13 protein-coding genes are annotated in these 24,789 nt (G+C 37.9%); 7 read left to right on the forward strand and 6 right to left on the reverse strand.

Annotated features, from left to right (window positions below):
- Positions 1–68: 68 nt before the first annotated feature.
- Both ACSLUO_RS12520 and ACSLUO_RS12525 read right to left on the reverse strand, forming a co-directional pair.
- The gene (locus tag ACSLUO_RS12520) at positions 69–1,949 is read right to left on the reverse strand and encodes an arylsulfatase (protein WP_448248913.1); all 1,881 of its coding nucleotides are present in this window, start codon (positions 1,947–1,949) and stop codon (positions 69–71) included.
- Between the two features lie 15 nt (positions 1,950–1,964).
- On the reverse strand, positions 1,965–5,168 hold the full coding sequence (locus ACSLUO_RS12525) for a glycoside hydrolase family 2 TIM barrel-domain containing protein (RefSeq protein ID WP_448248915.1): 3,204 nt from the start codon (positions 5,166–5,168) through the stop codon (positions 1,965–1,967).
- A gap of 162 nt (positions 5,169–5,330) precedes the next feature.
- On the opposite strand from ACSLUO_RS12525, the gene ACSLUO_RS12530 reads away from it, so the two are divergent.
- The 4 genes from ACSLUO_RS12530 (at position 5,331) to ACSLUO_RS12545 (ending at position 11,749) form a co-directional block, all read left to right on the forward strand.
- On the forward strand, positions 5,331–5,690 hold the full coding sequence (locus tag ACSLUO_RS12530; protein WP_448248916.1) for an L-rhamnose mutarotase: 360 nt from the start codon (positions 5,331–5,333) through the stop codon (positions 5,688–5,690).
- A gap of 60 nt (positions 5,691–5,750) precedes the next feature.
- Positions 5,751–7,256, forward strand: coding sequence for an alpha-L-fucosidase (locus tag ACSLUO_RS12535; protein WP_448248918.1), 1,506 nt, complete (start codon positions 5,751–5,753; stop codon positions 7,254–7,256).
- Between the two features lie 318 nt (positions 7,257–7,574).
- Complete coding sequence (locus ACSLUO_RS12540) at positions 7,575–9,488, forward strand: sulfatase-like hydrolase/transferase (protein WP_448248920.1); 1,914 nt, start codon at positions 7,575–7,577, stop codon at positions 9,486–9,488.
- A 338-nt stretch (positions 9,489–9,826) separates the two neighbouring features.
- A complete protein-coding gene (locus ACSLUO_RS12545; RefSeq protein WP_448248922.1) occupies positions 9,827–11,749 on the forward strand; it encodes a sulfatase-like hydrolase/transferase in 1,923 nt (640 codons plus the stop codon).
- Between the two features lie 162 nt (positions 11,750–11,911).
- On the opposite strand, the gene ACSLUO_RS12550 is transcribed toward ACSLUO_RS12545, so the two are convergent.
- Together ACSLUO_RS12550 and ACSLUO_RS12555 are read right to left on the reverse strand one after the other, a co-directional pair.
- A complete protein-coding gene (locus ACSLUO_RS12550) occupies positions 11,912–13,825 on the reverse strand; it encodes a sulfatase-like hydrolase/transferase (RefSeq protein ID WP_448248924.1) in 1,914 nt (637 codons plus the stop codon).
- A 23-nt stretch (positions 13,826–13,848) separates the two neighbouring features.
- Positions 13,849–16,167, reverse strand: coding sequence for an agarase (locus tag ACSLUO_RS12555; protein ID WP_448248926.1), 2,319 nt, complete (start codon positions 16,165–16,167; stop codon positions 13,849–13,851).
- A gap of 537 nt (positions 16,168–16,704) precedes the next feature.
- Between ACSLUO_RS12555 and ACSLUO_RS12560 the strand changes: the two genes are divergently transcribed.
- The 3 genes from ACSLUO_RS12560 (at position 16,705) to ACSLUO_RS12570 (ending at position 22,885) form a co-directional block, all read left to right on the forward strand.
- Positions 16,705–19,152 (forward strand): glycoside hydrolase family 2 TIM barrel-domain containing protein, encoded by a 2,448-nt coding sequence (locus tag ACSLUO_RS12560; RefSeq protein WP_448248927.1) that lies wholly within the window; start codon positions 16,705–16,707, stop codon positions 19,150–19,152.
- 93 nt (positions 19,153–19,245) lie between these two features.
- Entirely contained in the window at positions 19,246–20,874 is a 1,629-nt protein-coding gene (locus ACSLUO_RS12565; RefSeq protein WP_448248928.1) for an alpha-L-fucosidase, read from the forward strand.
- 154 nt (positions 20,875–21,028) lie between these two features.
- Positions 21,029–22,885: an arylsulfatase gene (locus ACSLUO_RS12570; RefSeq protein ID WP_448248929.1), complete on the forward strand. Its 1,857-nt coding sequence runs from the start codon at positions 21,029–21,031 to the stop codon at positions 22,883–22,885.
- A gap of 103 nt (positions 22,886–22,988) precedes the next feature.
- Here the strand turns inward: ACSLUO_RS12570 and ACSLUO_RS12575 are convergent, their stop codons facing one another.
- Both ACSLUO_RS12575 and ACSLUO_RS12580 read right to left on the reverse strand, forming a co-directional pair.
- Positions 22,989–23,888 carry a LamG domain-containing protein gene (locus ACSLUO_RS12575; RefSeq protein WP_448248930.1) on the reverse strand — a complete coding sequence of 300 codons (900 nt, stop codon included), beginning with the start codon at positions 23,886–23,888 and terminating at the stop codon, positions 22,989–22,991.
- A 139-nt stretch (positions 23,889–24,027) separates the two neighbouring features.
- Positions 24,028–24,783, reverse strand: a complete 756-nt coding sequence (locus ACSLUO_RS12580) for a 3-keto-disaccharide hydrolase (protein WP_448248931.1) — start codon at positions 24,781–24,783, stop codon at positions 24,028–24,030.
- Positions 24,784–24,789: the final 6 nt, after the last annotated feature.

Here is a 24,789-nt window from a genome sequence, read left to right on the forward strand (position 1 = left end):
AATAGTAAACTGTTAACAATATTAATTAAACTTATTATCTAATTAATAATAAGTTTAATCTTTCATCACTAACGACTTTTATCTTCAATATAAACGTAAAAAGCGGCTTGTTCGGAGGTTAGTTTATCTTTGTCATCAGTAAACCAAGCCGTTAATTTTTGTTTGCCTTGTTTTAGTGTGACATCAACAACACAATGTGATGCTCGTCCCCAAACGTTTTGAACGGTCACTTGTCCATTAGCATCAACAACACAATACTTTTTTTGCACGGGTGTTGCTGCGGGTTTATCATGGTAAAACACCTTAACCTGATATTGGCCAGATTTTTCGACGTTGATATACCAAGGTAAAGCAGAATAGTTATCTTCTTTGGTAAGCCAGTGAATATAACTATATTCTTCAGCGGGCGCTTGATGACCAATAAACCAAGGTACAGGTTGATCTTCAGGTACTTCCATCCAATCCATGGCATTTAAACGAACAGGGTTTTCAGCAGGATTGCCAACATGAATGTATCGATCTTTAAATCCTAGTTTTTGGTTTTCTTGCCACCAGGTTTTCTGCTCAGCTTTTAGTGCTTCAGCAATGTTAGGGTATTGCTTGATAACATTGCTTTGTTGACTAGGATCTTTTTCGACATCGTATAAGTAAATTTTGTCCCCTTGGCTGAGATAGCGCCATTGTTGTTTAGCAACTACAGTGGGGCGTTTAATACTTGGGTGGTAGACACGTTGATTAGTGATAATTACTGAACGCTGCTCTAATGTTTGGTCATGCCCATTTACGAGTAATGAAGCTAAATTATAGCCATCACCTTTTGGAATTTTATAATCAATACCTGCTAATGATAATAATGTTGGCATGATATCAACATGTGCCGTGAGTTGATTAATTTCACCTTTTTTCAAGTTACCGTTTGGATACGAGATGAAAAATGGCACTCGGTGACCACCTTCATGAATTGCGCCTTTATAACCCCTCATACCGGCGTTAGGCAACCAAGTGGGGTATTGTTTAACAATGCCGGTAAGGTTCGGGTGGCTTTTAGTATTTAGGCTTAAGTCGTCGTAGGTTGAGCGGTATGAACTACCGTTGTCAGTCATAAAGATAAAAATGGTATTATCTTCTTTACCTGTCGCTGTTATTGCGTCACGTAAACGTTTTATTTGGCCATCAATGTGACTGATCATGCCATAAAAACTGGCGGTGGTTCTATCTAATCCTTTTGCTAAATAAGGTTGAATAAATTCTTCTGGTGCACGGTAGGGGCCATGTGGGGCGTTAAGCGCAAGGTAAGTAAAGAAAGGATTTTCATGCTCTTTCTTTATATAGTCTATTGCTTTATCAAACCAAACGGTTGTGGCATAGCCAGTTGTTTTTTCTTCTTTGCCATTATGATAGTAAGTATCGTCAAATTGCGTATTACCCCAATAATCTGGTGTTTGACCAACACCGCCACCACCATGAATAAAAACTTCATCAAAGCCTTGATCTTGAGGACGATAAGGATAGTTATCGCCTAAATGCCATTTGCCAAAAATACTGGTGGCATAGCCATTGTCTTTTAATACTTCTGATAACAGTTTATGTTCAGGGCCAAGCATGTAACGGCCAAGAATGGTATGCCAAACCCCTGCTTTAAGCGACCCTTTGCCCGTTAATAATGCGGCTCGTGTTGGTGAGCAAGTGGGGTCAACATGAAAGTTATTCAAACGTGTACTTTGCTTAGCTAAAGCATCAATATTTGGTGTGTTAATAATTGGATTATCATGAAAACCTAGATCACCGTAGCCTTGATCATCGGTAACGACTATGACGATATTAGGCTTCTTTAAGCCTTTATTTGACTCAGATGTTGCTAAGCCAGTTGCGCAGCTAAGCAGGCAGCAGGATATTATTCCTGCTGCCATGACTTTGAGCGATGTTTTTGTTTTGTTTAAAAAAAACATGTCGTTATTGTACCTTTAATTACCCTTAGCAGATAATACAAAGCTGTATTGATAATTACCTGATGGGATTTGGTATTTTTGAATTGGCGCTGCTTTGGGGCTCCAACTATCAATGCCACCAATACCGGCTTGGATCAAATCAATATTAACCGTGTTAAAATCATTTTCAGTTAAGTCATAAGGGTGTGTTGCATTATCTAATTGCTCTGCTGTCCACGGCCAAACGGAAACACTTAATGGCTCTTTACCGTCAATGGTTAATGACGCTTTATTGGCTTGTGTTAACGTAAGCCAATCAACATCGGTACGGTTGCCACTTTCTTGTGGTCTGACGTAGTTATAGACAAACTCTTTAACTGAACCGCTATAAATGTCTAAATCAGCACCTTGATTTCGATCTGAATAATTCTCGAAAGGGCCTCGACCAAAGAATGCCATCTGATTAAGCTTAGCGTTAACACCTGTCGTCATACCAACACGAAGTAAACCGGGTAAAGTTTTGTCAGCATCAAGTTCATATTGAACTTCAATATCACCGGCGGCAGTGATCACGTATTGAATGCTTACTTTGATCTTGTCAGTATGGCTGTGTACTGTGTTTACCTCTACGGTATTTTGATGTTTATTAACCGAGAATTCTTCTAATGTCATGGCATTTGAAGCCGCTTTCCAGATGGCCATTAACTTATCGGTTTTCCAACCTAAGCGGTCGTTATCTGTTTGCGGGCGATAAAAGTTAGCTTTTAATGGCTGTGTGATAATGTCAGTGCCAGCCATTTGATATTGGCTTAAATAGCCCGTGTTTTTATCAAAACTAGCACTAAAGTTATCACCTGATATTTTGGTTTGCTTGCCATTTTCTACAATGTTTAAGTTGCCAGTGACCTGTTGTTTTTTCGCTGCTTTATGCCAAGGTAATAAAAACTGCTCTTTAGCTACTTCATGATCAGCTACTGCCCATAACTCATCTTGTTTCGTTCTTAAACTGAGGTTAAGGGTGTAGTTAGTTCCTGCTTTTAGTTCAGGTTTTTTAAGACCAAGTTTAACGATTTTATTTTGTTTAGGTGCTAAGGCAAAATCAGCGACAACACCACGTTGAATAACGTGACCATTCGCCTCGAGAGTCCACTGTAGTTTATAGTCAGCTAAATTAGTAAATGCGAAACGGTTAAAAATGTTAACTTCTGCGTTTGCTAAATTGGTTAATTCAAAACTTGCTGGTTGGAAAACATATTTTGCTTCCCACATTTGAGGCTTAGGTTTGCGATAAGAGTCAACAATACCGTTAATACAGAAGTTAGAATCGTTCGGGGTGTCACCAAAGTCACCACCATAGGCTAAATAAGTTTCGCCTTTTTCATTTTTTGTTTCTATACCTTGGTCAATCCAATCCCAAATATAACCGCCGATCACGTCTTTACGTTCACGGACAATATCCCAGTATTCGGCTAAATTACCTAACGAGTTCCCCATGGCATGGGCGTATTCACACATTAAGATAGGGCGATTAATATAAGGGCTGTCTGATAGACCAATTAAATCTTCTAAATTCGGGTACATCCGGCTGATCACGTCAACAAATTGAGGATCAGTAACGTTAGCTAATGGCGTGAAATATTGCGCAGATTCTTCTTTAGTTGGGTAGCGACTTGATAACCCAATATACTCAGGATGATTTGGATCGCCTTGAGCGCCTTCGTAATGGACAAAACGGCCAGCATCGTAATCTTTTAACCAACCGGCAATGGCAGCAAAGTTTGGTCCAGTGCCTGATTCATTACCCATCGACCATGAGATAATTGAAGGGTGGTTTTTATCACGCTCGACCATACGTTGCACACGATCTGTCATGGCATGATTCCAATTAGGTAAATTTGCTAATAAACCGCCAACGCCGTGAGATTCAATATTGGCTTCATCCATCACATAAATACCGTATTCATCGGCTAAATCATAAAAATAAGCATCGTTTGGATAATGTGATGTACGTACTGAGTTAAAGTTAAATTGTTTCATCAAAATAATGTCATCACGTAAGTCTTCACGTGATAATACTTTGCCTTTGGTGGCGTGATGATCATGACGATTAACCCCGATAATTTCGACACTTTTACCATTGATCAACATTTCGTTTTCATCATTAAACTTGATATCACGAAAGCCAACCCGAGTACTGCGCGTTTCAACCAGTTGTCCTTTATCATCGGTTAAAGATAAAACTAAGGTATAAAGGTAAGGACTTTCTGAGCTCCATAACTTTGGCTTGTCGATTTGTGCGCTTAATAAACCAAATTTAAAGTTGTCACGTTGTGGGAAAGCAATTCTAGTTGCGATATTAGCACTAACCGAGGCTTTACTATTAAGTACTGGCTTTTGCTGAGCATCAAATAATTCAGCGTTTATGTTCCAACCATTTAATTTTTTACGTTCAATATTAGAAAGCTTAGGTTTTACTTCTAATACAGCTTGGCTGTAATCATTGTTGAGTTTGGTTTTAACAAAAAAGTCGTTAATAGCCACTTTAGGTTGTGCCATTAACAAAACTTCACGGTGAATACCACTTAAACGCCAGTGATCTTGATCTTCTAAATAACTCCCATCACTCCAACGGAATACTTGTACAGCTAGGGTGTTTTTACCTGTTTTAACATAGTCAGTAACATCAAATTCTGATGGTAAGCGGCTACCTTGGGCATAACCGACTTTTTTGCCGTTCACCCAAACATAATAAGCAGAGCTAACACCGCCAAAATGTAAAATAATTTGTTGGTCGTTCCAGCTATTGTCTAATTCAAACGTTCGTAAGTATGAACCAACTGGGTTATCTCGGGTAATAAGCGGTACTACAATTTCGTTAACGTTCTCAAACATAGGGTAAGTTGAGTTGGTATAAATTGGCGTACCGTAACCTTCCATTTCCCAGTTCGAAGGAACAGGCGTTGTTTGCCATTGGCTAGCGTTGAAATTTGTTAGGTAAAAGTTTTTCGGTCTGTCTTCACTTTTGTCGACAAAATTAAATTTCCACTGCCCATCAAGTGACATTATTTTTGATTGCTGACGATCTCGATTAAGTGCTTGTGCTACTGTGTCGAAAGAATAAGAAGTTGCTCGTGCAGGCATACGATTAATTTGAATGACTTCGGGGTTTTCCCAATCATTAGCTACTGCGCCAACAGCACTCGTTGATGTTACTGACATAATGCCAGTTATGATTAACATCAAACAAGATTTCATTGATTTATTCACTGATATCATTAATTTTACTCTGTATTTTTGTCTGTATTTAAGTTATTTTAAATATCAAAATATAATTTCATATACAATTTAAACGTATTGCTTATGAATTTCAACAATAATCGCTTTGAAAAACAGGAAAACGGTATGTCAGACCACCAACGCTATTGCTTAGCGCTCGATTTAAAAGATGATGAACAATTAATTGAAGAATATAAAAGTTATCATCTCCCTGAAAATGGTTGGCCAGAAATTACGCAGAATATGCGTGACTTAGGTATTATAGATATGGAAATCTATCATTTAGGTGATCGATTATTCATGATCATGGAAACATCAGCAGATTTTGATCCTAATAAACCACCATTAACTGAATTAGGACGTCAAAAAAGTGATGAATGGGAAACATTGATGTGGAAATATCAAAAACCCTTGAAGTGGGCTAAACCAGGTGAAAAGTGGGTAAAAATGGACAAAATCTACGATTTAAAACTCGCTAAGAAATAACGTACAACTTTTTATCAATAAGATCTCAATTCATAAAGGTATATTAAGGCTTAGAGCATTATGACCAACAATTTCTTTAAACTAACTACTTTGCTTATTGCCTCGACAGGTTTGTTACTTGGTTGCGATGGGCAAGTGCCAAAAGCCGAAACTCCTGTTATTGAGGAAAAATACTTAGCCAATTGGGAGTCAGTTAAGCAGCATAAAACACCTGATTGGTTTTTAGACGCAAAGTTTGGCATTTATTTTCATTGGGGGCCATATTCTGTGCCAGCTCATAAAACCGAATGGTATTCCATGTGGATGTATAAAGAAGGCCACCCGATACGTCAGCACCATGAAAAAACTTATGGTTCATTAGACAAGTTTGGCTATAAAGATTTTATTCCTATGTTCACAGCCGAGCATTTTGACCCAGAAGAATGGGCAAAGTTGTTTAAAGCTGCCGGTGCGCAATTTGCTGGCCCAGTGACTGAGCATGCGGATGGCTTTGCAATGTGGGATAGTGAATTAACCCCCTGGAACGCGGCTGATATGGGGCCTAAAAGAGATATTGTTGGTGAAATGGCTAAAGCCATTCGTAGCCAAGATATGAAGTTTATTGCGACTTTTCATCACCAATGGAAATATGCTTGGTACCCAACCTGGGATGAAACAACGGACGCCGCTAATCCTACATATGAAGCCTTATATGGTCCTAAAGTTCCCAAAGGGACATTTGTGATGGCGGATAAACCTACCACGCCATTACCGGATCAAAAATTTAATGATGAATGGCAGGCTAAAATTATTGAAGTTATTGATAAGTACGATCCGGATCTTGTCTATTTCGACAATAAAATGGATATTATTAAAGAACAAACGCGGTTAGATTTTTTAAGCTATTACTACAATCAAGCGGAGAAAAAATCTCAAGATGTTGTAGTAACTTATAAATTTCACGACTTAGCAAAAGGTAGTGCGGTTTTAGACTTAGAACGCTCAAGAATGAGTGAAAAGAAAGACTTTCCTTGGTTAACCGATGACTCCATTGATTGGGATTCTTGGTCTCATACTACCAAGCCTAACTACAAATCAGCTAATCGTTTAATTGACTTTTTAGTGGATGTAGTCAGCAAAAATGGTGCGGTATTATTAAATATTACCCCGACCGCGCAAGGGATAATTCCTGCTCCTGTTCGAGAGCGCTTATTGGAAGTTGGCCAATGGCTTAAAGTTAATGGCGAGGCCATTTATGGCTCACGTACTTGGCATACTTATGGTGAAGGGCCAGCCGAAGTCATCGAAGGTCACTTAAGTGAATTTAAGAACAAAGATAATACCGAGCATGATATTCGGTTCACAACGAACAATGGCTATTTATACGCGACCATTTTAGCGTGGCCAACACAAGCAATTGAAATTAAAGCACTCGCTAAGGGATCTGAAAACATTAGTGATATTGAACTACTTGGTAGTTCAGAAAAATTACAATGGCAGCAAAATGCGCAAGCATTAGTGATTGATGCTCCTAAACATAAGGTCGGTAATCATGCCTTTGTTTTTAAAATGACAAAAGATAATTAGAGCGTGTTGACCTTTAGCGTATGATTTTTGTTCTCATAATCTGCATTCATGCAGGAATATATAAAAAGTGAATAACGTCGTGTTGGAAGCGCTCAGGAGCAACCCGAAGGACAACAACGGTATGGCTTTTCTACTAGGTTATCGCACATTTGGTAGAACAACTACACCGCAATCGATCTGCTTTGTATAAAACCATACACTCGGTTGCAAAAACATACAGCTAAAAACAACACGCTTTAGGCAAACTTTTTTATAATGTCAGACATTAAAATTAGCTCTTTAATGTTTGGCCTCATTAATATTATTTAGGTTGGAAGTATGAGTAAGTATTTAGGTAAATGGCGCCAAAAATGTATTTGGGCCTTATTATGTTATAGCTTTAGTATGGTGGTTGCTGCGGCTGCAACTAAGCCAAACTTTGTTTTTTTAATTTCTGAAGATAACTCACAGCATTATTTAAAGTTATTTAACCCAAATGGCGCTGCGATGCCCAATGTTGAAAGCTTAGCCGAACAAGGTCTTATTTTTTCACATGCTTTTTCTAATGCGCCGGTATGTTCAACCGCTAGAACAACACTGGCCACAGGAGTTTATGGCCCTAAACTGGCCACTTATTTACATCGAGCTTTTAAACAAGCAGAGCTACCTGAAGGATTTACACCTTATAGCCAAGCTTTAAAAGAGGCGGGTTATTATACAACCAATAATGCCAAAACAGATTATAACTTTGCTGGCCTTGAGCAACGTTGGGATATGTCCTCACCAAAAGCAACTTGGCGTAATCGTGCTAAAAATCAGCCATTTTTTCATGTTCAAACATTTCATAAATCTCATGAGTATTCGTTACACTTTCCGCTAAGCGATGTTAAAAATAAGCCAACAAAACATAATGTTAAAAACATTGAGCTTGCTCCTATCTTCCCTGACACAGAGCTGTTTCGTTATACCCACGCTAGATATTTAGATAACTTACAAGTAGTAGATGGTGAGATTGGTAAGGTGTTAGAACAGTTGAAAGTAGATGGCTTGCTGGAAGATACGTTTATTTTTTATTTTGGTGATCATGGTGGTGTATTACCGGGAAGTAAAGGCTATGCCTTTGAACGAGGTTTGCATGTACCTTTAGTGGTAAGAGTGCCGAAGAATTTTCAGCATTTACTCGCCAAAGATATGCAGGAGCCAAATAATACCAAAGTTGCAGGTTTTGTAAGTTTTGTTGATTTTGCCCCTACACTATTAAAATTAGCTGGTTTAAACCAACATCAACTTCATGATGGTAATGCTTTTTTAGGTGTTGATATTCCATTAGCCGATTTAAACAAACGACAAACTACATTTGGCTATGCTGACAGATTTGATGAAAAAAGCGATATAGTAAGAACCTTAAGAGTAGGTAAGTTTAAGTATATTCGTCATTATCAACCTTATTATCATGATGGTTTGTATAACGACTACCGCTATAAACAACAAGCGTATCAACAGTGGCGTACAATGTACAAAAATGGCGAGTTGAATTCGATTCAAGCGGCATTTTTTCAACCTAAGACACCCGAAGCTTTATACGATGTTAGTGTAGATCCTTACGAAACCAATAATTTAGCAAGTGAGCCTCAATATCAAAAAACAGTTCAACAATTACGTACACAATTACAAGATCAATTAAAAGCGTTACCAGATCTTGGTTTTTATCCGGAATCTGTTGTTATTGAGGACGCATTAACAAACCCGATTGCTTATGGCCAAAACCAAAAAGCGGACATAGCTAAATTAATTGAGATTGCAGATTTACAATTAGTGAACTTCACACAAGCTAAGCCAAGTTTAATTAAGGCACTCAATTCACCTAAGCCTTGGCAACAATATTGGGCTTTAATTAGCTTAAGTGCATTTGGTGACCAGGCACAAAGTTTGATACCTCTGGTTAAAAAAGTATTAGCATCAACGAGACAAAGTTTAGTGAAAGGGCGAGCAATTGAGTTTTTAACTTTAGTTGCTAAGGTTGACCCCGTGCCATTATTAACTAAAACGATTGCGAATGCTGATAATAATTTAGAACGTCTTACGCTATTAAATATTGCGGCTTATTTACATGAAGTGACAGGAGCGGTATTTCCCAAACCTGCTTTTAATACCTGGGTTGCGCCAATAAAAGGTAGCGAAAGTTTTAATTCCGATAAGCTAATGAATGACTGGTTAACAGAACGTTGGCAATACATTAGCAAGCCACTTTAATTTTCTCCTCGTATTAATGCCTATTCAGATAATATTTTCATTTGAAAAACTATATTTGAATAGGCTAGCGCTCTTATTAGGCACTTTTGCTAACTATAGTGGTTAGAGACTTTAATAATCTTCCTAGAATACATTTGATTTATATATAATTTAATGTATTTAATTATAAATTGTTAACGGTTTATTGTTTTTAGGTTATTATGAGGTTTGTAACTTACAAACTTTTGTCACCAGAACGATAAAATTTATTAGTTTTAATCAATATATAAAATATTTAAAGGTAATTAATTACTCGTTATAACTAAGTTTGTGTACGGTTTTAAATGCTAGGACTAAAAATGAAAAAACAATTAACAGTTTCGCTAGGGATATTAACCATAGCGCTTGGTTTGGTGAGTTGTACGCAATTAATCGAACCGAATGAAAATAATAAATTTACTAGTAAAAATCGTTTGGCGAAAGAGTTTGCTAAACCACTTGATAAAAAAGGGCATGTAAAACCACATATCTTATGGATTTTAACGGATGATCAACGTGCCGACTCTGTTGCTGTAGTAAACCAAGCATTAAGAGGAACAAAAGAAAGTGAATTAGGTTATGTTGAATCCCCAAATTTAGATGCTTTGGCGACCGAGGGAGTATTATTTCCGTTAGCTTATAACCAATCTCCAGGGTGTTCACCTTCGCGATATTCAATGGCGACAGGGCAATATCCTCACCGCAGTGGTCGCTATGGTTTTGAATATTCACATCGACAAAATGAAAATGCTAAACCAACAATCCCTGAAGTGTTAAGAGCGAATGGCTATCAAACCATGTTGGCTGGAAAGTTAGGTTTGCGTATTAAAAATGGGGTTAACTTAAAAGGCATGCCATTGACTTATGATCATGAAGTTGAACGCTATGCCCTTGAGCGTGCCGGTTTAGGTGACTGGGGTAAAAAAACGATGATGGATTGGGATAGCGGTATTACTAAATCGATCACGGAAAATTTTTATTTTCCAGATGGTGAAATAAACTCGTTTGATTATTTTAAAGATGGTGAATACAGCAAAGAGTCAAATCCTATTGATTCAAAACTTGATATTATTCGTTCTTATACCCGCCGTTCACAAACCTTAATTATGGCTGGTGAAAGCCCAATGCCTGAAGATAAAACCTTAGATGGTAGAATTTTGGAAGCTTTTCAAAATTATTTTGGCCACGCAAACCAAACATACACATCTATGCTAGGGGATAAAATTCAAGGGCCAGTGGATGATAAACCTGTGATGGTGAGCTTGAGTTTTCATTTTCCACATACACCGGTTTTACCGCCAAAATCCTATCAAGATAGATTTGAGAAAATCCCTTATAAGATCCCAGAGTTTAGTAAAGAAGAAGTCAAAAAATTACCGCCACAGTTACAAAAACTCTATAAAAATATGAAAATTGACGGTTTAACAAAAGCTGAAAAATTAAGAACAATTCAAGATTATTATGCGTTTACTGCCTACGGAGACTCGTTGATAGGCAAAGCGATCAATGACTTTAAAGCATACAGTGAAAAAACTAATCGACCTTATTTAATTATTGCTACTGTAGGTGATCACGGTTGGCATTTGGGTGAGCAAGGCATTGAAGCTAAATTTGCACCGTGGAATAAATCGGGTCACGGAGCCATGATTGTTGTTGATTCATCAGGGGAATATTTTCCAAAAAATACCGTGCATAGCGACTTTGTTGAATACGTTGATATTGCCCCAACTTTATATGCCGCCGCTGGCGTTGACATTAACCAAAAAAGTTATTTAGATGGTTTCGATTTAGCGCAAGTGATCCGCCAACCTGAATTAAAACGTGAATATGTGTTAGGTGAAATGAATCAGATTATCGGTGATCGTGTTTACCTTCGTTCGGAAGATTATGGATTTTCAATGAAAATTCGCCCTAAAAATGACAAACCAGGCATAAGTCATCAACCTGGGGAGGACATTATGTGGGCGGTTAATGCTTCAGATAAAGACGTTGAATTGGCATTGTATGATATGAATTGTGATCCAAATGAACGTAACAACGTGGCTTATGATCCGGCTTATAAAGAAATAGTGCAGTTGCTTCGTGTAAAAGCACAGAATATTTTTCTAGGAGATGGACGTTTAGAGGTTAATTGGAAGAAACCGAATGATGATCATTTTAGCAATTTTGCGGCGGGTGCTCACGATCGTAAACTAGTAGAACTTAGTCATGTAGCTAAACCAAGCTGTCGAGCTGTTTTTTAACTATCAGGAGTTTCAACTAGCGTATACGGTTTATATTTTTATCATCGTATAGTGTTAATCGAAAATGATCATAAGCTCAAAGCCATAAAATGTCATGGCTTTGAGCTTTTTATTATCAAGTTATTGTCTTATACACAATGGTATTAGTCGGGATAATTCACGTTAAATACGAGGGATTAACTGCTGGGGGATATCTAATTTTTTATCATCAGCACCTTTCGCAAAATTACTTAAAATATAGTGATTTTCTTTTGACCAATCAACTTCGATTCGGCCGTCACCTAGTACTATATTGGCGAGCTTGTGGCGAAACCAATTCGCTAAAGCTTGGTATTCTTTCTCGTTTGCTAAATTGTTGTGCTCTAGTGGGTCATATTTTAAATCGTAGAGTGATAATTCTACGTCTTCAACCGGCGCTTCTAACGCCCACTTTAGGTTTTCCCCTATTTTGTCGTTTGGAATAAATCCTTTAAACGGTCTAGTTCGCATTGAAAAACGAAAGCGTTCTGAGTGTAAATAAGCACGGTGGCCACTGATAACACTGATTTCTCCTAATGCGTATTGACGCTTTTTAGCTTTTCCATTAGCAACGTCAATTAAGTTGACGCCATCTAAATAATCAAACGTTTTGCTATTAACGTCAATACCTGCAAATGAGAGTATGGTTGGCGCAAAGTCAACAAACTCAATAATGTCTTGATTGACAATTCCTGCGGGTACCACTGATTTATCTGATGACACCACAATAACGGCATTATTGACTGATTGCTGCCATGGCGTGGCTTTACCAGTAATGCCATTTTCACCTAAATGCCAACCATGATCACCGATAGTATAAATGATCACCCAAGGTTGGTTATTTTGTTCACTATATTCTTTAAAAGCCGTTACAGCTTCACCGACTAATTCATCGCCATGGGCGGCAAAGGCATAATAATCTTGTATCGCCTGTTGCATTTCTTCATCATTTAACCCGTACATTTTTAGCGTTTGGTAATATTGCTGAAGTTGCGGTGGAAGTTTATCCAAATGCTTTTCATTGAATTTAGGTAAGTTATAGGTTTTATTTTTGAAGCGCTCTCGTACTGATTTAGGTGGTAAAACAGGTGTATGTGGAAAATGAAAACCTAAGTTAAGAAATAGCGGTTTGTTAGGATCGACACCGTGGCGAGATAAACCTGCTAACGTTTTATATTCTTTGTTAGCATTGCTTAAATAGCGACGTAATTCGGTGACGATATTAGCATCAATGGTTTGATCTTTAGGATTGGGGTTTTCGCCCCCAATAATTGTTTTATTACTAGCACGTGTATGTGCACGAAGTAGGTCAAATTCTTTGTCGGTGTCTTCTATTGCTTTGATGTCTTCTGCGTTCAGTGGCGCGTTATTTCGGCGAACAAAATAACTGCGCTTTTTACCATCAGGATATACAACCACTTCAGTTAATCCCACAGGAATGGAATTACCAGCTTTATCGCCATAATGGGCTTTTACAAAAATATCTCCAATGTCATATTTTTGTAAGTCATGTTTAAAATGCACTCGGGTTTCAAATTGTTTCGGATTTTTATAAAACCCTTGGCCAGGCCCCCATCGAAAAAAGTAATGATCTTCTTTACCAAACATGGCGGTGCCATAGCCTGCGGCTTGCAGGTGTTCTGATACTAATGGCTTCGAAAAGTCAGGGGCATTATGTGATAATTCAAAGGCATAACGACCGCTTCTAAAAGGGTATCTACCTGAGTGCATTGATGCACGCGAAGGTGCGCAAACCGGTGAGTTGGTAAAGGCTTGCGTGAATAACACACCTTGTGCAGCCAGTTTGTCAGCGTTAGCTGATTCAACATAACCTAATGGGCTTTGTTGACTGTTATAAACGGCTTTATTGTATGACGCGATTGAATCAGGGCGATGATCATCGGTGATAATCCATAAAATATTGGGTTTAGCTTTCGTTAAGCTATTGTTAGCCGTCGTGTCAGTTGGAGCTACCGAATTTTGCTGGCAGCCGGTTATTAACATCAATAAACTAATTTTAGCTACATAACTGGTTGAATTTAAGAATTTATTAAGCATATTGCCACTCTTTTTTATAAGATTTATTTTTTACCAAAACGTCGTTGATACAGTTCTTGATGTACACTTTTTGCCGCATTAACTAAATGCGGAAAAGGAATATCTGTCATGGTCACAAACCCCACGTTATAGTTTTCGCCATCATGCGCGCGGCCAGTCAGCGGAGAATCAATATATTGAAACCAATGAGCGCCAACAATGTAGGGGTTATCAATTGCGGTATGCATATAATCTCGGAACATATCTGCCCGTACTTTTTGGTTAGGTGCATGAATTATTCCTGGATTAGGATGACCAATATCCGTTGCGCCAATGTGGAATTCACCAATAATAACCGGTGCATCTAATGCTTTTAAAAAATCCCAAGTCATGTTGTCTAAACCTTCTCGGTAATAATTGTAGCTAACTACATCAGTATATTTTTTAGCTGCTTGGCGAGCTTCTGGTGAGGTACCCCAAGTGGTAAATCGTGACCCCATATACATGTGATTTGGCATTACATCTTTAATGGCATTTTTAACCACGCTGAAGTATTCGTCAGCGTAAGTTTGTAGCAGCCAACTAATATCGTTTAACATTGCGCTATTGTAGTTATCATCGTTTTTATAGTTGACCCCATCGGCAAGTGCTTGCCAAGAAGGTATAGATTTTTGCCATTGCTGATTTAATGCTGCTATGTGTTGATATTTATCTTTCAGCATTTTGACAAAAACGGCTTTTGTTGGGCTTTCTTGCGCACTTTTTGATAAAGCATCAAAAACAATACCGTAACGTTTAATTGCTGGTGCCGATCCTCCCCAACTTTGTTCATTGTCAATAAACACACCTACACACCAAGGGCTATTGTTAACTTCTTTTGCGATCACTTGCGTTGTGATTTTAGCGCGGCGGACAAATTCAGGATCAAATACATCAGGCATTTTTCCCCAAATATCAAAACCAGAACTCAGTGTTTTAAAATCACCAATAATCCAGCCATTGGCAAAATAGGGCATTTTTTTGTTGCTGTAAAACATCGGATCTGTCCAATTACCAAATGAAGTAAAGCCCCAATCTACCATGCGATCTAACGTTACATCATGCCAGTTTTTTAAGTATGATTGTGGGCTTGATTCGCCATAGCGACGTTCTAAATTAGCTTGGTAAAAACTGAACACTTCACCATGCGGCATTGGACCTTTGTGCGCTTTTCGGCGATAGCCATAATGATTGGCTAATTCATGGTCATAATCGGGTAGCCATTCAAACATATTATGGCGCTGCTGATTGGCGATATAACTTGTTTTTTGCGCTTCACGGTAATTTCCACTTATGCCTTGTGAGTCTTCAGGGGTAACATCATTAGGATCAATCAAGCGTACTGATTCATCATGGTAATCAACACCGGTAAATGTTGATGTATTAGACATTCTTGCGTTAGCAATACCGCTAGAAAAATATAAATAACCTTCAGGATCAATTAATGCCCATTTACCGTCGACTTTCTGAGTTCGAAAATAGCCAGTTGCATGATATTTTTTACCCTTTTTCCAGCCGCCAAATTGGCTGCGTTCAGGCCAGCCAGGGGAGTTTTTAAGTTGTGATAATTCGTTATCTGCGTATTGTTTAAGTTCTTCGGTTGAGGTGACTTTTAATGGGAAATCAATATCTGCCCGTTGACCAAACTTATCTACAATCTTGGTTAAATACTCTTTATTGGCACTAGGCGTTGTTTCAAAACGTAAATTATCAATAACAACTTCTGTTGGTTTTATTTGTGTTTCGGTATAAATTTTTATCGCATAAACTTGGCTAAAATCAATAATCGCTTTTCCGCCACGAATCGGCATTTTACGTGCAGCTGTTTTAAAGGCCGGTGGGGTGTCACGTAAACCGGTATCATGATCTAATTCAAAGCCTTTTAACTCAAAATACAGGGTGACTGTTTCACCTTTGTCTACAGCAACAGTTCGTCGTTGTGTTTTGCCTTCTACCCCTGTGATATTGGTAGATAGCATGATTGAACTATTACCTGTATTTCGAACATCATACATAAAAGCATTATTGCCAAGCTGAGTTGTAGACCAAGGTTGTTTGGGTGTTAGGATGATGCCTGATGAACTATGCTCAGTGGAAAATTTAATGTTTAGGGCATTACCATCAAGTGCGTTTTCTTGCACACTCACTTGTGCGTTTAAAACTTGTAAGTTTTCGGGTAATTGCAAGGCATTAAAATTAGCAACCATCACTTTGTTTGGTGGGGGATTTTTATTATCTACGCTTTGATCGCAGGCAGATAACAAAAATAGTAGGCTACTGCCGAAAATTGTATATTTTATGTAAGAACTGATTGATGTTTTCAAATTAATCACCTAGAAAAATAAGCTTTCTAGATATTGTATTGGTAACAAAAAAGTGACACATAAAAAATAAATTTTATCAGTAAGTTTTTTTATTTTCCCTTAATTGTAATCTTTGCGATTGCTCTAAAGCGCTCTGCAAACCTAATTATTAGCAAACTCGGCAATTCCTGCTCAAATTTAAATATTCAAAGGTAGTATTTAATTTTGAATTCACTGAATTATACAGTGATGAAAAGCTCACGGCGGCTTTAATAATACTCATTTTATAGCTCATAAAGATACTCTCCATAAAACAATATCAACTCTTGAGGTCGAGCTATTTTTTCATCATAAATCATTTTAAATACCCATATGTTAAATTAAATATAAATAACATGATTTAAATATTAAACTTGTGGTGTTAGTATGTGAGCAAATTGAACTTTAATATCATACTCATATATTAGGTATTTTAACGTGTATAAATCAATAATTAAAAAAACAGCTGCTTATATTCACACGTATATTTTTTTAATGTGCCTTTTATCTATTACTTTTATGAGTAATTCGGTAAGCGCTGAATTTCTTCCAGGGCAGAAACTGAGTTTTAATGACGACTGGCTATTTCACAAAGGTGAAGCGAAAGGCAGTGAGAATGTTGAGTTTGATGATTCATTATGGCAACCAGTAACAATTCCCCACGATTGGGCTATTGAAGGGCCTTTCGAACCTAAGTTTAATGCCCGCAATGGCGGTTTACCTTTTCATGGCACTGGTGTTTATCGAAAACATTTTCAGATTGATAAACAACATAAAGGTAAGTTAATTAGTGTTGCTTTTGATGGTGTAATGTACAACGCCCATGTTTATATTAATGGGCATTTTTTAGGTAATCGCCCATTTGGTTACATTGGTTTTGAATATGAATTAAGTGATTATTTAAAATATGGTGAGCAAGATAATGTGCTTACTGTCGCTATGTCGCCTGAAGACTTAAGTGCTCGTTGGTATCCAGGAGCCGGTATTTATCGTGATACTTGGCTTGAAATAAATCATCCTATTCATATTAAGAACAATGAAACATTTATTTCAACCCCTGAGATAACATCAAAAAAAGCAACAATTTCAGTTAGTACTATTATTAGCAATAAAACTAACGTTAGTGATGTTGTCGTCGTCAACAAAATCATTAATGCGCAAGGTAAAACGGTGGCAAATACGACCACTACCGCTTTATCTCTTGATGCAAACCAAGAACAATTGATTAACAGTCAGCTGATTGTTAATAAGCCTATTTTATGGGATATCGCTAATCCTTATTTGTATAAGGTACATACTCAATTATGGCATGGGGAGCAATTAGTTGATGTTCAAATTTCTCCTTTAGGGATCCGCACGCTTGAATTTACGGCTGATGATGGTTTTCACTTAAATGGCCGCCGCGTACAAATTCAAGGGGTTTGTTTGCATCATGATAATGGGCCATTAGGCGCAATTGCCAATAAGCGAGCGATTGAGCGTAAATTAGAAATTATGAAAGCGATGGGAGTTAATTCGGTACGCACCTCTCATAACCCACCATCACCTTTATTGGTTGAACTGGCCGATAAAATGGGGATTTTATTACAAGTAGAAGCTTTTGATGTCTGGAAAATTCAAAAACAAAGTGTTCACAACGCGTATAACAAATACTTTGATGAATGGCATGAACGAGATCTTCGCGACATGATCAAACAGTTTCGTAATAATCCATCGGTAATTATGTGGAGTATTGGCAATGAAATTATGGAACAAAGAGAAAAAAATGGTGCTGTTGTTACTAAAAAACTGACCGATATTGCCCATGATGAAGATCCCACTCGCTTAGTAGCTGCGGGTTTTAATAATCATGGTGGAGCAATTAAAAACGGATTAGCCCATGAAGTTGATATTGCAGGCTTTAATTACAAACCACTTAATTATCAAGATATTCACCAAAAACATCCTAATTGGCGATTATTGGCCAGTGAAACGTCATCAATTACTAGCACGCGGGGGAAATATCACTTTCCGGTCGAAAAATATAATACCCATGACTCTAGATATGTGACTAGTTACGATATTGTTGGGCCGTCTTGGGCATACCCACCAGATATTGAATTTGAATATTTAGCGAAAAACCCTGCAGTGATGGGGGAATATATGTGGACTGGATTTGATTACCTTGGTGAACCAACACCCTATGGCGGCAAAGATCATTCGGGTAATGGCTATTGGAATAAAGACTGGCCAGTACGTAGTTCATCATTTGGTGCTGTAGATTTGGTTGGTTTACCTAAAGATCGTTTTTATCTTTATCAAAGCCAATGGACTAAAACGCCGATGGTACATGTTTTACCCCATTGGAATTGGGAAAACATGCTAGATGAAACTATCCCTGTTTATGCTTATACCAATGCTGAAGAAGTTGAACTTTTTGTTAATGGCAAATCTATGGGCAAAAAAATAAAAGGTATTGATAAAGCGGAGTTGTTGGTTGATTTTTTACGCTGGGAGCAACTTGGCCAACAAAATTATCAAACCCCTTATCGCCTTCGTTGGGATGTCAAATATCAACCAGGTAGTTTAAAAGTGGTGGCTTATACTAAAGGCCAAATTGTCGCAGAAAAAGAGATACATACCGCAGGCTTACCTGCCGCTGTGGCTTTGTCACCAGATCGCACAGAGTTAACTGCTGATGGACAAGATTTGTCTTACATTACCGTTAACATCGTTGATAACAAGGGTAATTTAGTACCAACGGCTGAAAATAAAGTGAGGTTTTTTGTTGAAGGTGCGGGTGAAATTGCTGCCGTTGGTAATGGCGATTCAGCGAGTTTAGCCTCATTTAAAACTGATCACCGTCGAGCATTTTCCGGTCAAGCAATGTTGATTGTTAAAACCTTAAAAGGCAAAGCCGGTCAGATTAAAGTAAGAGCATATTCCGATCGCTTAGCCGAGCAACAAGTCATACTTAATGCAAACTAAATAAATTTAAACATATACATAAACACGAACATGTAGTGTCGTTAACTGACACAATTACATGACTAATAACGACCTAAAACTGGATATTAAAATATGAAAAAAACATCCATTTCATTAGCTATTTGCTCATTATTTATGACCTTGTCAGGTTGTAATGACGGTGATAAAACAGAAACAACATCAAATGCCACACAGCAGAATGCAGCAGTTGTAACCTCTGCCGAGCCTAAACCTTTTTATAGTGAAGATTGGGACGACCTCGCTAGAGTGAATGGACAACCAGATTGGTTTCAAGATGCCAAGCTTGGAATTTATGCCCATTGGGGGCCAGTCGCTACAGCAAATATCGGCATGAAACCTGGTGCCGGTTGGTATGGCTTAAACCTCTATATGGATAAAGTCTATGACTGGAAAACCGGTATCATTAGAACGAATGAGCAAAATCCAGAAGGTTTTCCTTCACCTATTTTTAAACAACATAAAGAAAAATACGGCCATCCGGCTGAATTTGGTTATAAAGATATGATCTCTCGGTTTAAACCGACAGGTTTTGATGCTCAAGAATGGGCGGAATTATTTAAAGCATCAGGGGCTAAATTTGCCGGCCCAGTTGCTATGCATCATGACAATTTTGCCATGTGGGATAGTGAAGTTACTCGTTGGAATGTTAAAGATTTTACCGGTATTGATGTTACCGGTCAGCTTAAAGAATCCATTGAAGGGCAAGGAATGAAATTTTTAACCTCATTTCATCATGCATTTACTTGGATTTATTATGCCAATGCTTATAAATTTGATGCGACGGCTGAAACTTCAGATTTATATACGGATCAACACGAATTAACTGATTTTAAACCGACCAAACGCTTTCATGATGAATGGTTTGCTAAACTCAAAGAAGTTGTTGATAACTATCAACCAGATGTTGTTTGGTTTGACTGGTGGGTGGAAGAATTAGACGAAGCTTACCGTAAAAAGTTTATCGCTTATTATTACAACAAAGGTAAAGAGTGGGGTAAGGATGTTGTTGTTAGCTATAAAAACACGTCTTTTCCAAAAGCTACAGGCGTGTATGACTACGAGCGCGGTCGACCTAAAGAATTAAAAGATACTTTTTGGATGACAGACACCTCGCCAGGAGCTTGGTTTTATCGCCAAGATGCTAAGTTTGTCACGCCAAACGAGATTGTTGATATTCTGATTGATATTGTTGCCAAAAATGGTTTGATGTTACTTAATGTCCCGCCAAATCCTGATGGTTCAATTCCGCAAGAAATCAAAGATATGCTAAAAGAAATGGGACATTGGCTAGCAATTAATGGCGAAGGCATTTACGAAACTCGTCCGTGGCGCGTTTTTGGTGAAGGCCCAACTCGTATTCGTGGTGGTGGTCATAAAATTGAAAAACAAAAAATTTCGTATAACCAAAAAGATATTCGTTTTACCAAAAAAGGTGACGACACCCTTTTTGCCTTGGTGATGGATGTGCCGACAGAAGATATTTTAATAGAAACCTTAAGTACTAATTTAAGTGTACTTAACGGCGACATTCAAACGATTCGTTTATTAGGTAGTGATGAAACGGTTAAATGGTCACGAGATAGCCAAGGTTTACATATTGAAAAACCTCAAAACATTCCTAGTGATTTTGCGTTGGTATATAAAATATCGTTGGTGAAAGAAGCTGAATGGGGCATCGGCGGTGAAGATGATCCAACCTAAAACTTACCTATAATTTTAGCGCTGGTTCAGCGCTTTTTTTCACAATGTGCGGTAAGCGTTTATTTATGCTTTTTAACGCTTACTAGCTTTGCTTTGTAGAAGTGTTTTGAATTAGGACTATGTTAACTATTTTAATTAATTGACCAAGAAAAATATGAATAAAACTATATACATAATGAAGTTTATTTTTTTTGTTTTGCTCCTAACATTAAGTGATAGGTTGTTAGCCGAAGGGCTTAATGAAAAAAAGCGACCGAACGTCATTGTTATTATTACCGATGATCAAGGTTATGGTGATATGTCGGTACATGGTAATCCTGAGCTGCAAACGGTTAATATTGATCAACTTGCCCATGATAGTGTCAGGCTTGATAATTTTCATGTTGATCCAACATGTTCTCCAACACGAGCAGCATTAATGACCGGTCGTTATGCTACACGGGTAGGTGTTTGGTTAACGTTTGGTGGTCGTAATCATCTCTATCGTGACGAAGTTACCATGGCGGATATTTTTAAGTATAACGGCTACAACACTGCCATTTTTGGTAAATGGCATTTAGGTGATAATTACCCGTTTAGACCGAACGATCGAGGTTTCGATTATTCGTTTATTCATCAAGGAGGGGTTGCTGGCGAAGTGCCAGACTATTGGGGTAATAATTATTTTGACGACACTTATTTTGAAAATGGAAAACCGATAAAAACGCAAGGTTACAGCACTGATGTGTGGTTTGATAAAGCAAAAGCGTTTATTGATAAACATGATCAAAAGCCATTTTTTCTTTATCTTGCGGTTAATACGCCACATGGACCATTTAACGTCGAAAAGAAATATCGTCAGCCATATATTGATGTCGGTATTCCAGATATGCGATCGCGTTTTTATGGCATGATCCAAACAATTGATAATAATGTTGGCCAGCTTCGTCAATATTTAGCGTCTAACAAACTTGCTGAAAATACATTAATTGTCTTTATGACTGATAACGGGACCACTGCCGGTTACGAAGGCCCAACTTTAGGCTATCCTAACAGTGGTTATAATGCCGGTATGCGAGGCCGTAAAACTTCTGCATATGAGGGGGGACACCGAGCAGCAGGCTTTATTTTTTGGCCAACAGGCAATTTAAAACATGGTGAGGTATTGCCGGAATTAACTTCACATATAGACTTATTGCCTACTTTTGTCGATATGTTTGATTTAACATTGCCACAGCCGATTCAATTTGATGGTATGAATTTATCACCCCTGATTCAGCATAGTGAAAAGGTCGAACAATCTAAGCTAGCGGCAATAAATGAGCGGACAATTATTGTGCATAATCAGGCGCGATTTGGTCAAAAACTTGGAGAAGGGCTGCCAATCAAAGATAAAGACTTTGCGGTGATGACAAATCGCTGGCGGTTAGTAGGAAATCAGCTTTTTGATATAAAAAATGATCCTAGTCAGAAAAGTGATATTTCAGCAAAACATTCAGAGGTTGTTGTAAGTTTAAAACAACAATATGAACATTGGTGGCGAGACGTTACTGCTAATGTTCGTTATGCGCCCACGGTGATCAATCCATTAAAGCAGCATACAACTCTTTTAAATAGCCAAGCCTGGCATGGAGAAAAGGTGCCTTATGATCAGCAACATGTTAGAAGTGGCTTTCAAGGGCAAGGTTATTGGGATATTAAGGTTGAACAAGCGGGTGAATATCAAATTGAATTAAGGCGCTGGCCACGAGAATCGGGTTTACGTTTTAAAGATAGTTATCAAAATCCTACTGATATTGAAGGCTTAGATCACAACTTTGCACTTTATGCTTTACCTGAAAAACGTTTCATACCAGCACAAGCACAACTTGTGCTCAATAATAAGTTGAAGGTTAAGAATATTCATAGCAATGATAAAAAAGCCACTTTTGATATTATCTTAAGTGAAGGCGTACATAACATAGAGGGCTTATTTATTACCGAAAAAGGTGAAAAGTATGGTGCTTACTATGTGTATATTTCGCCTAAATAAATGTTTATCACAAGCTCAGTAGAAAGTGGAAAATTTCTGGGTTGCATGGTACATAAACTCGTTAACATTCGAATTAACGAGTTTATGTTTTTCAAGATTAAAGTTATTTGCTTGTGTCTTCAAGCTTCCACACTCTCACCCAATCGTACTGTGTAGTGCGTTCATCCCAAGTACCGCTCGCAATTAAGCCGCCATCTTCAGGTACTGGATTCCAGTCATAAGTTTCAATTGCCATTTGGATCCACATTGAGACATTAAAGTCAGTGGGAGGAGTAATGCTATAAGCGTATTTACCGTCAAGATAAAAACGTACTTCGTTAGGCGATTTCCACCACGCACCGTAAACAAAATAACGGGACGAGTTTTTTTCGTTTAATGTAATGCTATTTTCTTTTTGAATACGTTTTTGACAGGAAGTTGAACGGTGAAACGCATTTGAGTGAAAAATATGATCGAAGTCTTTTGCCCACTTTTCGGCATTGGCTGTAACCCGACCAACGTTTTCTTGAATATCTAATTCATGCTTTGTAGTACAGTCTGAGTTTTTAGACATTAACCAAAAGGTAGAAGACATTTCGCTTTGGTTAGCTTTCATTCTGGTTTCATAATACCAACCTGCTTGACCAGGGTTAATGGAACGAACAATCGCACCTTGGTACAAAAACTCTTTGCCTTTGATCACTCGAGGAGAGGGCAGCTTCGAGACAGTAACTTGTAATTTTCCGTTTGCTACATTAATAGCTGAAGTATCGAATAAGCCGGGCGGTCGTCCAATCCACATCCAACCGTTGCCCACTGGCTCAGCCTGCCACTTGTTTAAATCTAATTTATCACCGTTAAATTCATCCGACAAATTAGCGACAGAATGCCAGGTGGTATTTGCTGGTTTAGGATCTTGTCCTGTTTGAAAATAAGGAGCAGCGCTAACTGCACTGGTAATTGAACTTAGCCCGAGTACTACCAAAGCAGGTGATAATTTTTTTGTAAACTTACTAACTTTCATTTTTAACATATTTATCTATTACAATATTGTGTTTTGTTAACTGTAATTAATTTTAAATATGAAAGCAAATAATTATTTATAAATATTATTTTTTGGGAAAAATTATCGCCTGTATACTGGTTGTTTTAGCTAAGGTTAATTAAATCTCTCTAACCCAAATATTTCTGAAACTAATCTCACCATTGTGATCTTGTAATAATATTGGTTTGCAACCATGGGCGTTGAAATACTCCGCTTTTCCTTTGTACATTGTGGTGCCTTGTATTTCAAAGTGGTCTTGGATCAAGACACCATTATGTAATACGGTAATATTTGCGGGTTTAGTTAACTCACCGGTATTATTAAATTTTGGTGCACGAAAAATTATGTCGTAACTGTTCCATTCGCCACTAGGTGATATAGCGTCAACTAGCGGAGCGGCTTGTTTGTAAATAGAGCCAGCTTGACCATTTACGTATATTTTTGTGTTATAAGTGTCTAGTATTTGTACCTCATAACGCTCTTGTATTTTAATGCCACTATTGGCGTGCCTAGGGGCGTCCTTACGGCGCTCACTTGGTTTTGGAGAACGCCACTCTAAATGCAATTGCATGTCACAAAAGCTTTGTTTAGTGATTATTGAGCCGGTTTTGGGTTTCACTGTTAGGCTGTTGTTTTCGTAGCTCCATTTAACTGGCTTACCATTAGTATGTTGCCAATATCTGTCAACATCACTTGCTTGTTGTAGCAAGGGAATGGCATCGGAAGGTATTGGTTTTGTGTCGATTTTTTTAGGGATAGGCTCCCATACTTCAGTTAATTTTGGATCAATGTTATTAGCATATGTACTCGTCGTTAATATCAGCCCTGTTAAGGCAAGGGTTGTTTTAAAATGTGATTTGTTATTATTTGTCATGATGTT

The organism is Thalassotalea agariperforans, from assembly GCF_053470345.1.

Bases quoted from the DNA above. Each gene is read 5' to 3' on its own strand.
- ACSLUO_RS12520 (WP_448248913.1), bottom strand. From the start codon at position 1,949: ATGTTTTTTTTAAACAAAACAAAAACATCGCTCAAAGTCATGGCAGCA.
- ACSLUO_RS12525 (WP_448248915.1), bottom strand. From the start codon at position 5,168: ATGTTAATCATAACTGGCATTATGTCAGTAACATCAACGAGTGCTGTT.
- ACSLUO_RS12530 (WP_448248916.1), top strand. From the start codon at position 5,331: ATGTCAGACCACCAACGCTATTGCTTAGCGCTCGATTTAAAAGATGAT.
- ACSLUO_RS12535 (WP_448248918.1), top strand. From the start codon at position 5,751: ATGACCAACAATTTCTTTAAACTAACTACTTTGCTTATTGCCTCGACA.
- ACSLUO_RS12540 (WP_448248920.1), top strand. From the start codon at position 7,575: ATGAGTAAGTATTTAGGTAAATGGCGCCAAAAATGTATTTGGGCCTTA.
- ACSLUO_RS12545 (WP_448248922.1), top strand. From the start codon at position 9,827: ATGAAAAAACAATTAACAGTTTCGCTAGGGATATTAACCATAGCGCTT.
- ACSLUO_RS12550 (WP_448248924.1), bottom strand. From the start codon at position 13,825: ATGCTTAATAAATTCTTAAATTCAACCAGTTATGTAGCTAAAATTAGT.
- ACSLUO_RS12560 (WP_448248927.1), top strand. From the start codon at position 16,705: ATGAGTAATTCGGTAAGCGCTGAATTTCTTCCAGGGCAGAAACTGAGT.
- ACSLUO_RS12565 (WP_448248928.1), top strand. From the start codon at position 19,246: ATGAAAAAAACATCCATTTCATTAGCTATTTGCTCATTATTTATGACC.
- ACSLUO_RS12570 (WP_448248929.1), top strand. From the start codon at position 21,029: ATGAATAAAACTATATACATAATGAAGTTTATTTTTTTTGTTTTGCTC.
- ACSLUO_RS12575 (WP_448248930.1), bottom strand. From the start codon at position 23,888: ATGAAAGTTAGTAAGTTTACAAAAAAATTATCACCTGCTTTGGTAGTA.
- ACSLUO_RS12580 (WP_448248931.1), bottom strand. From the start codon at position 24,783: ATGACAAATAATAACAAATCACATTTTAAAACAACCCTTGCCTTAACA.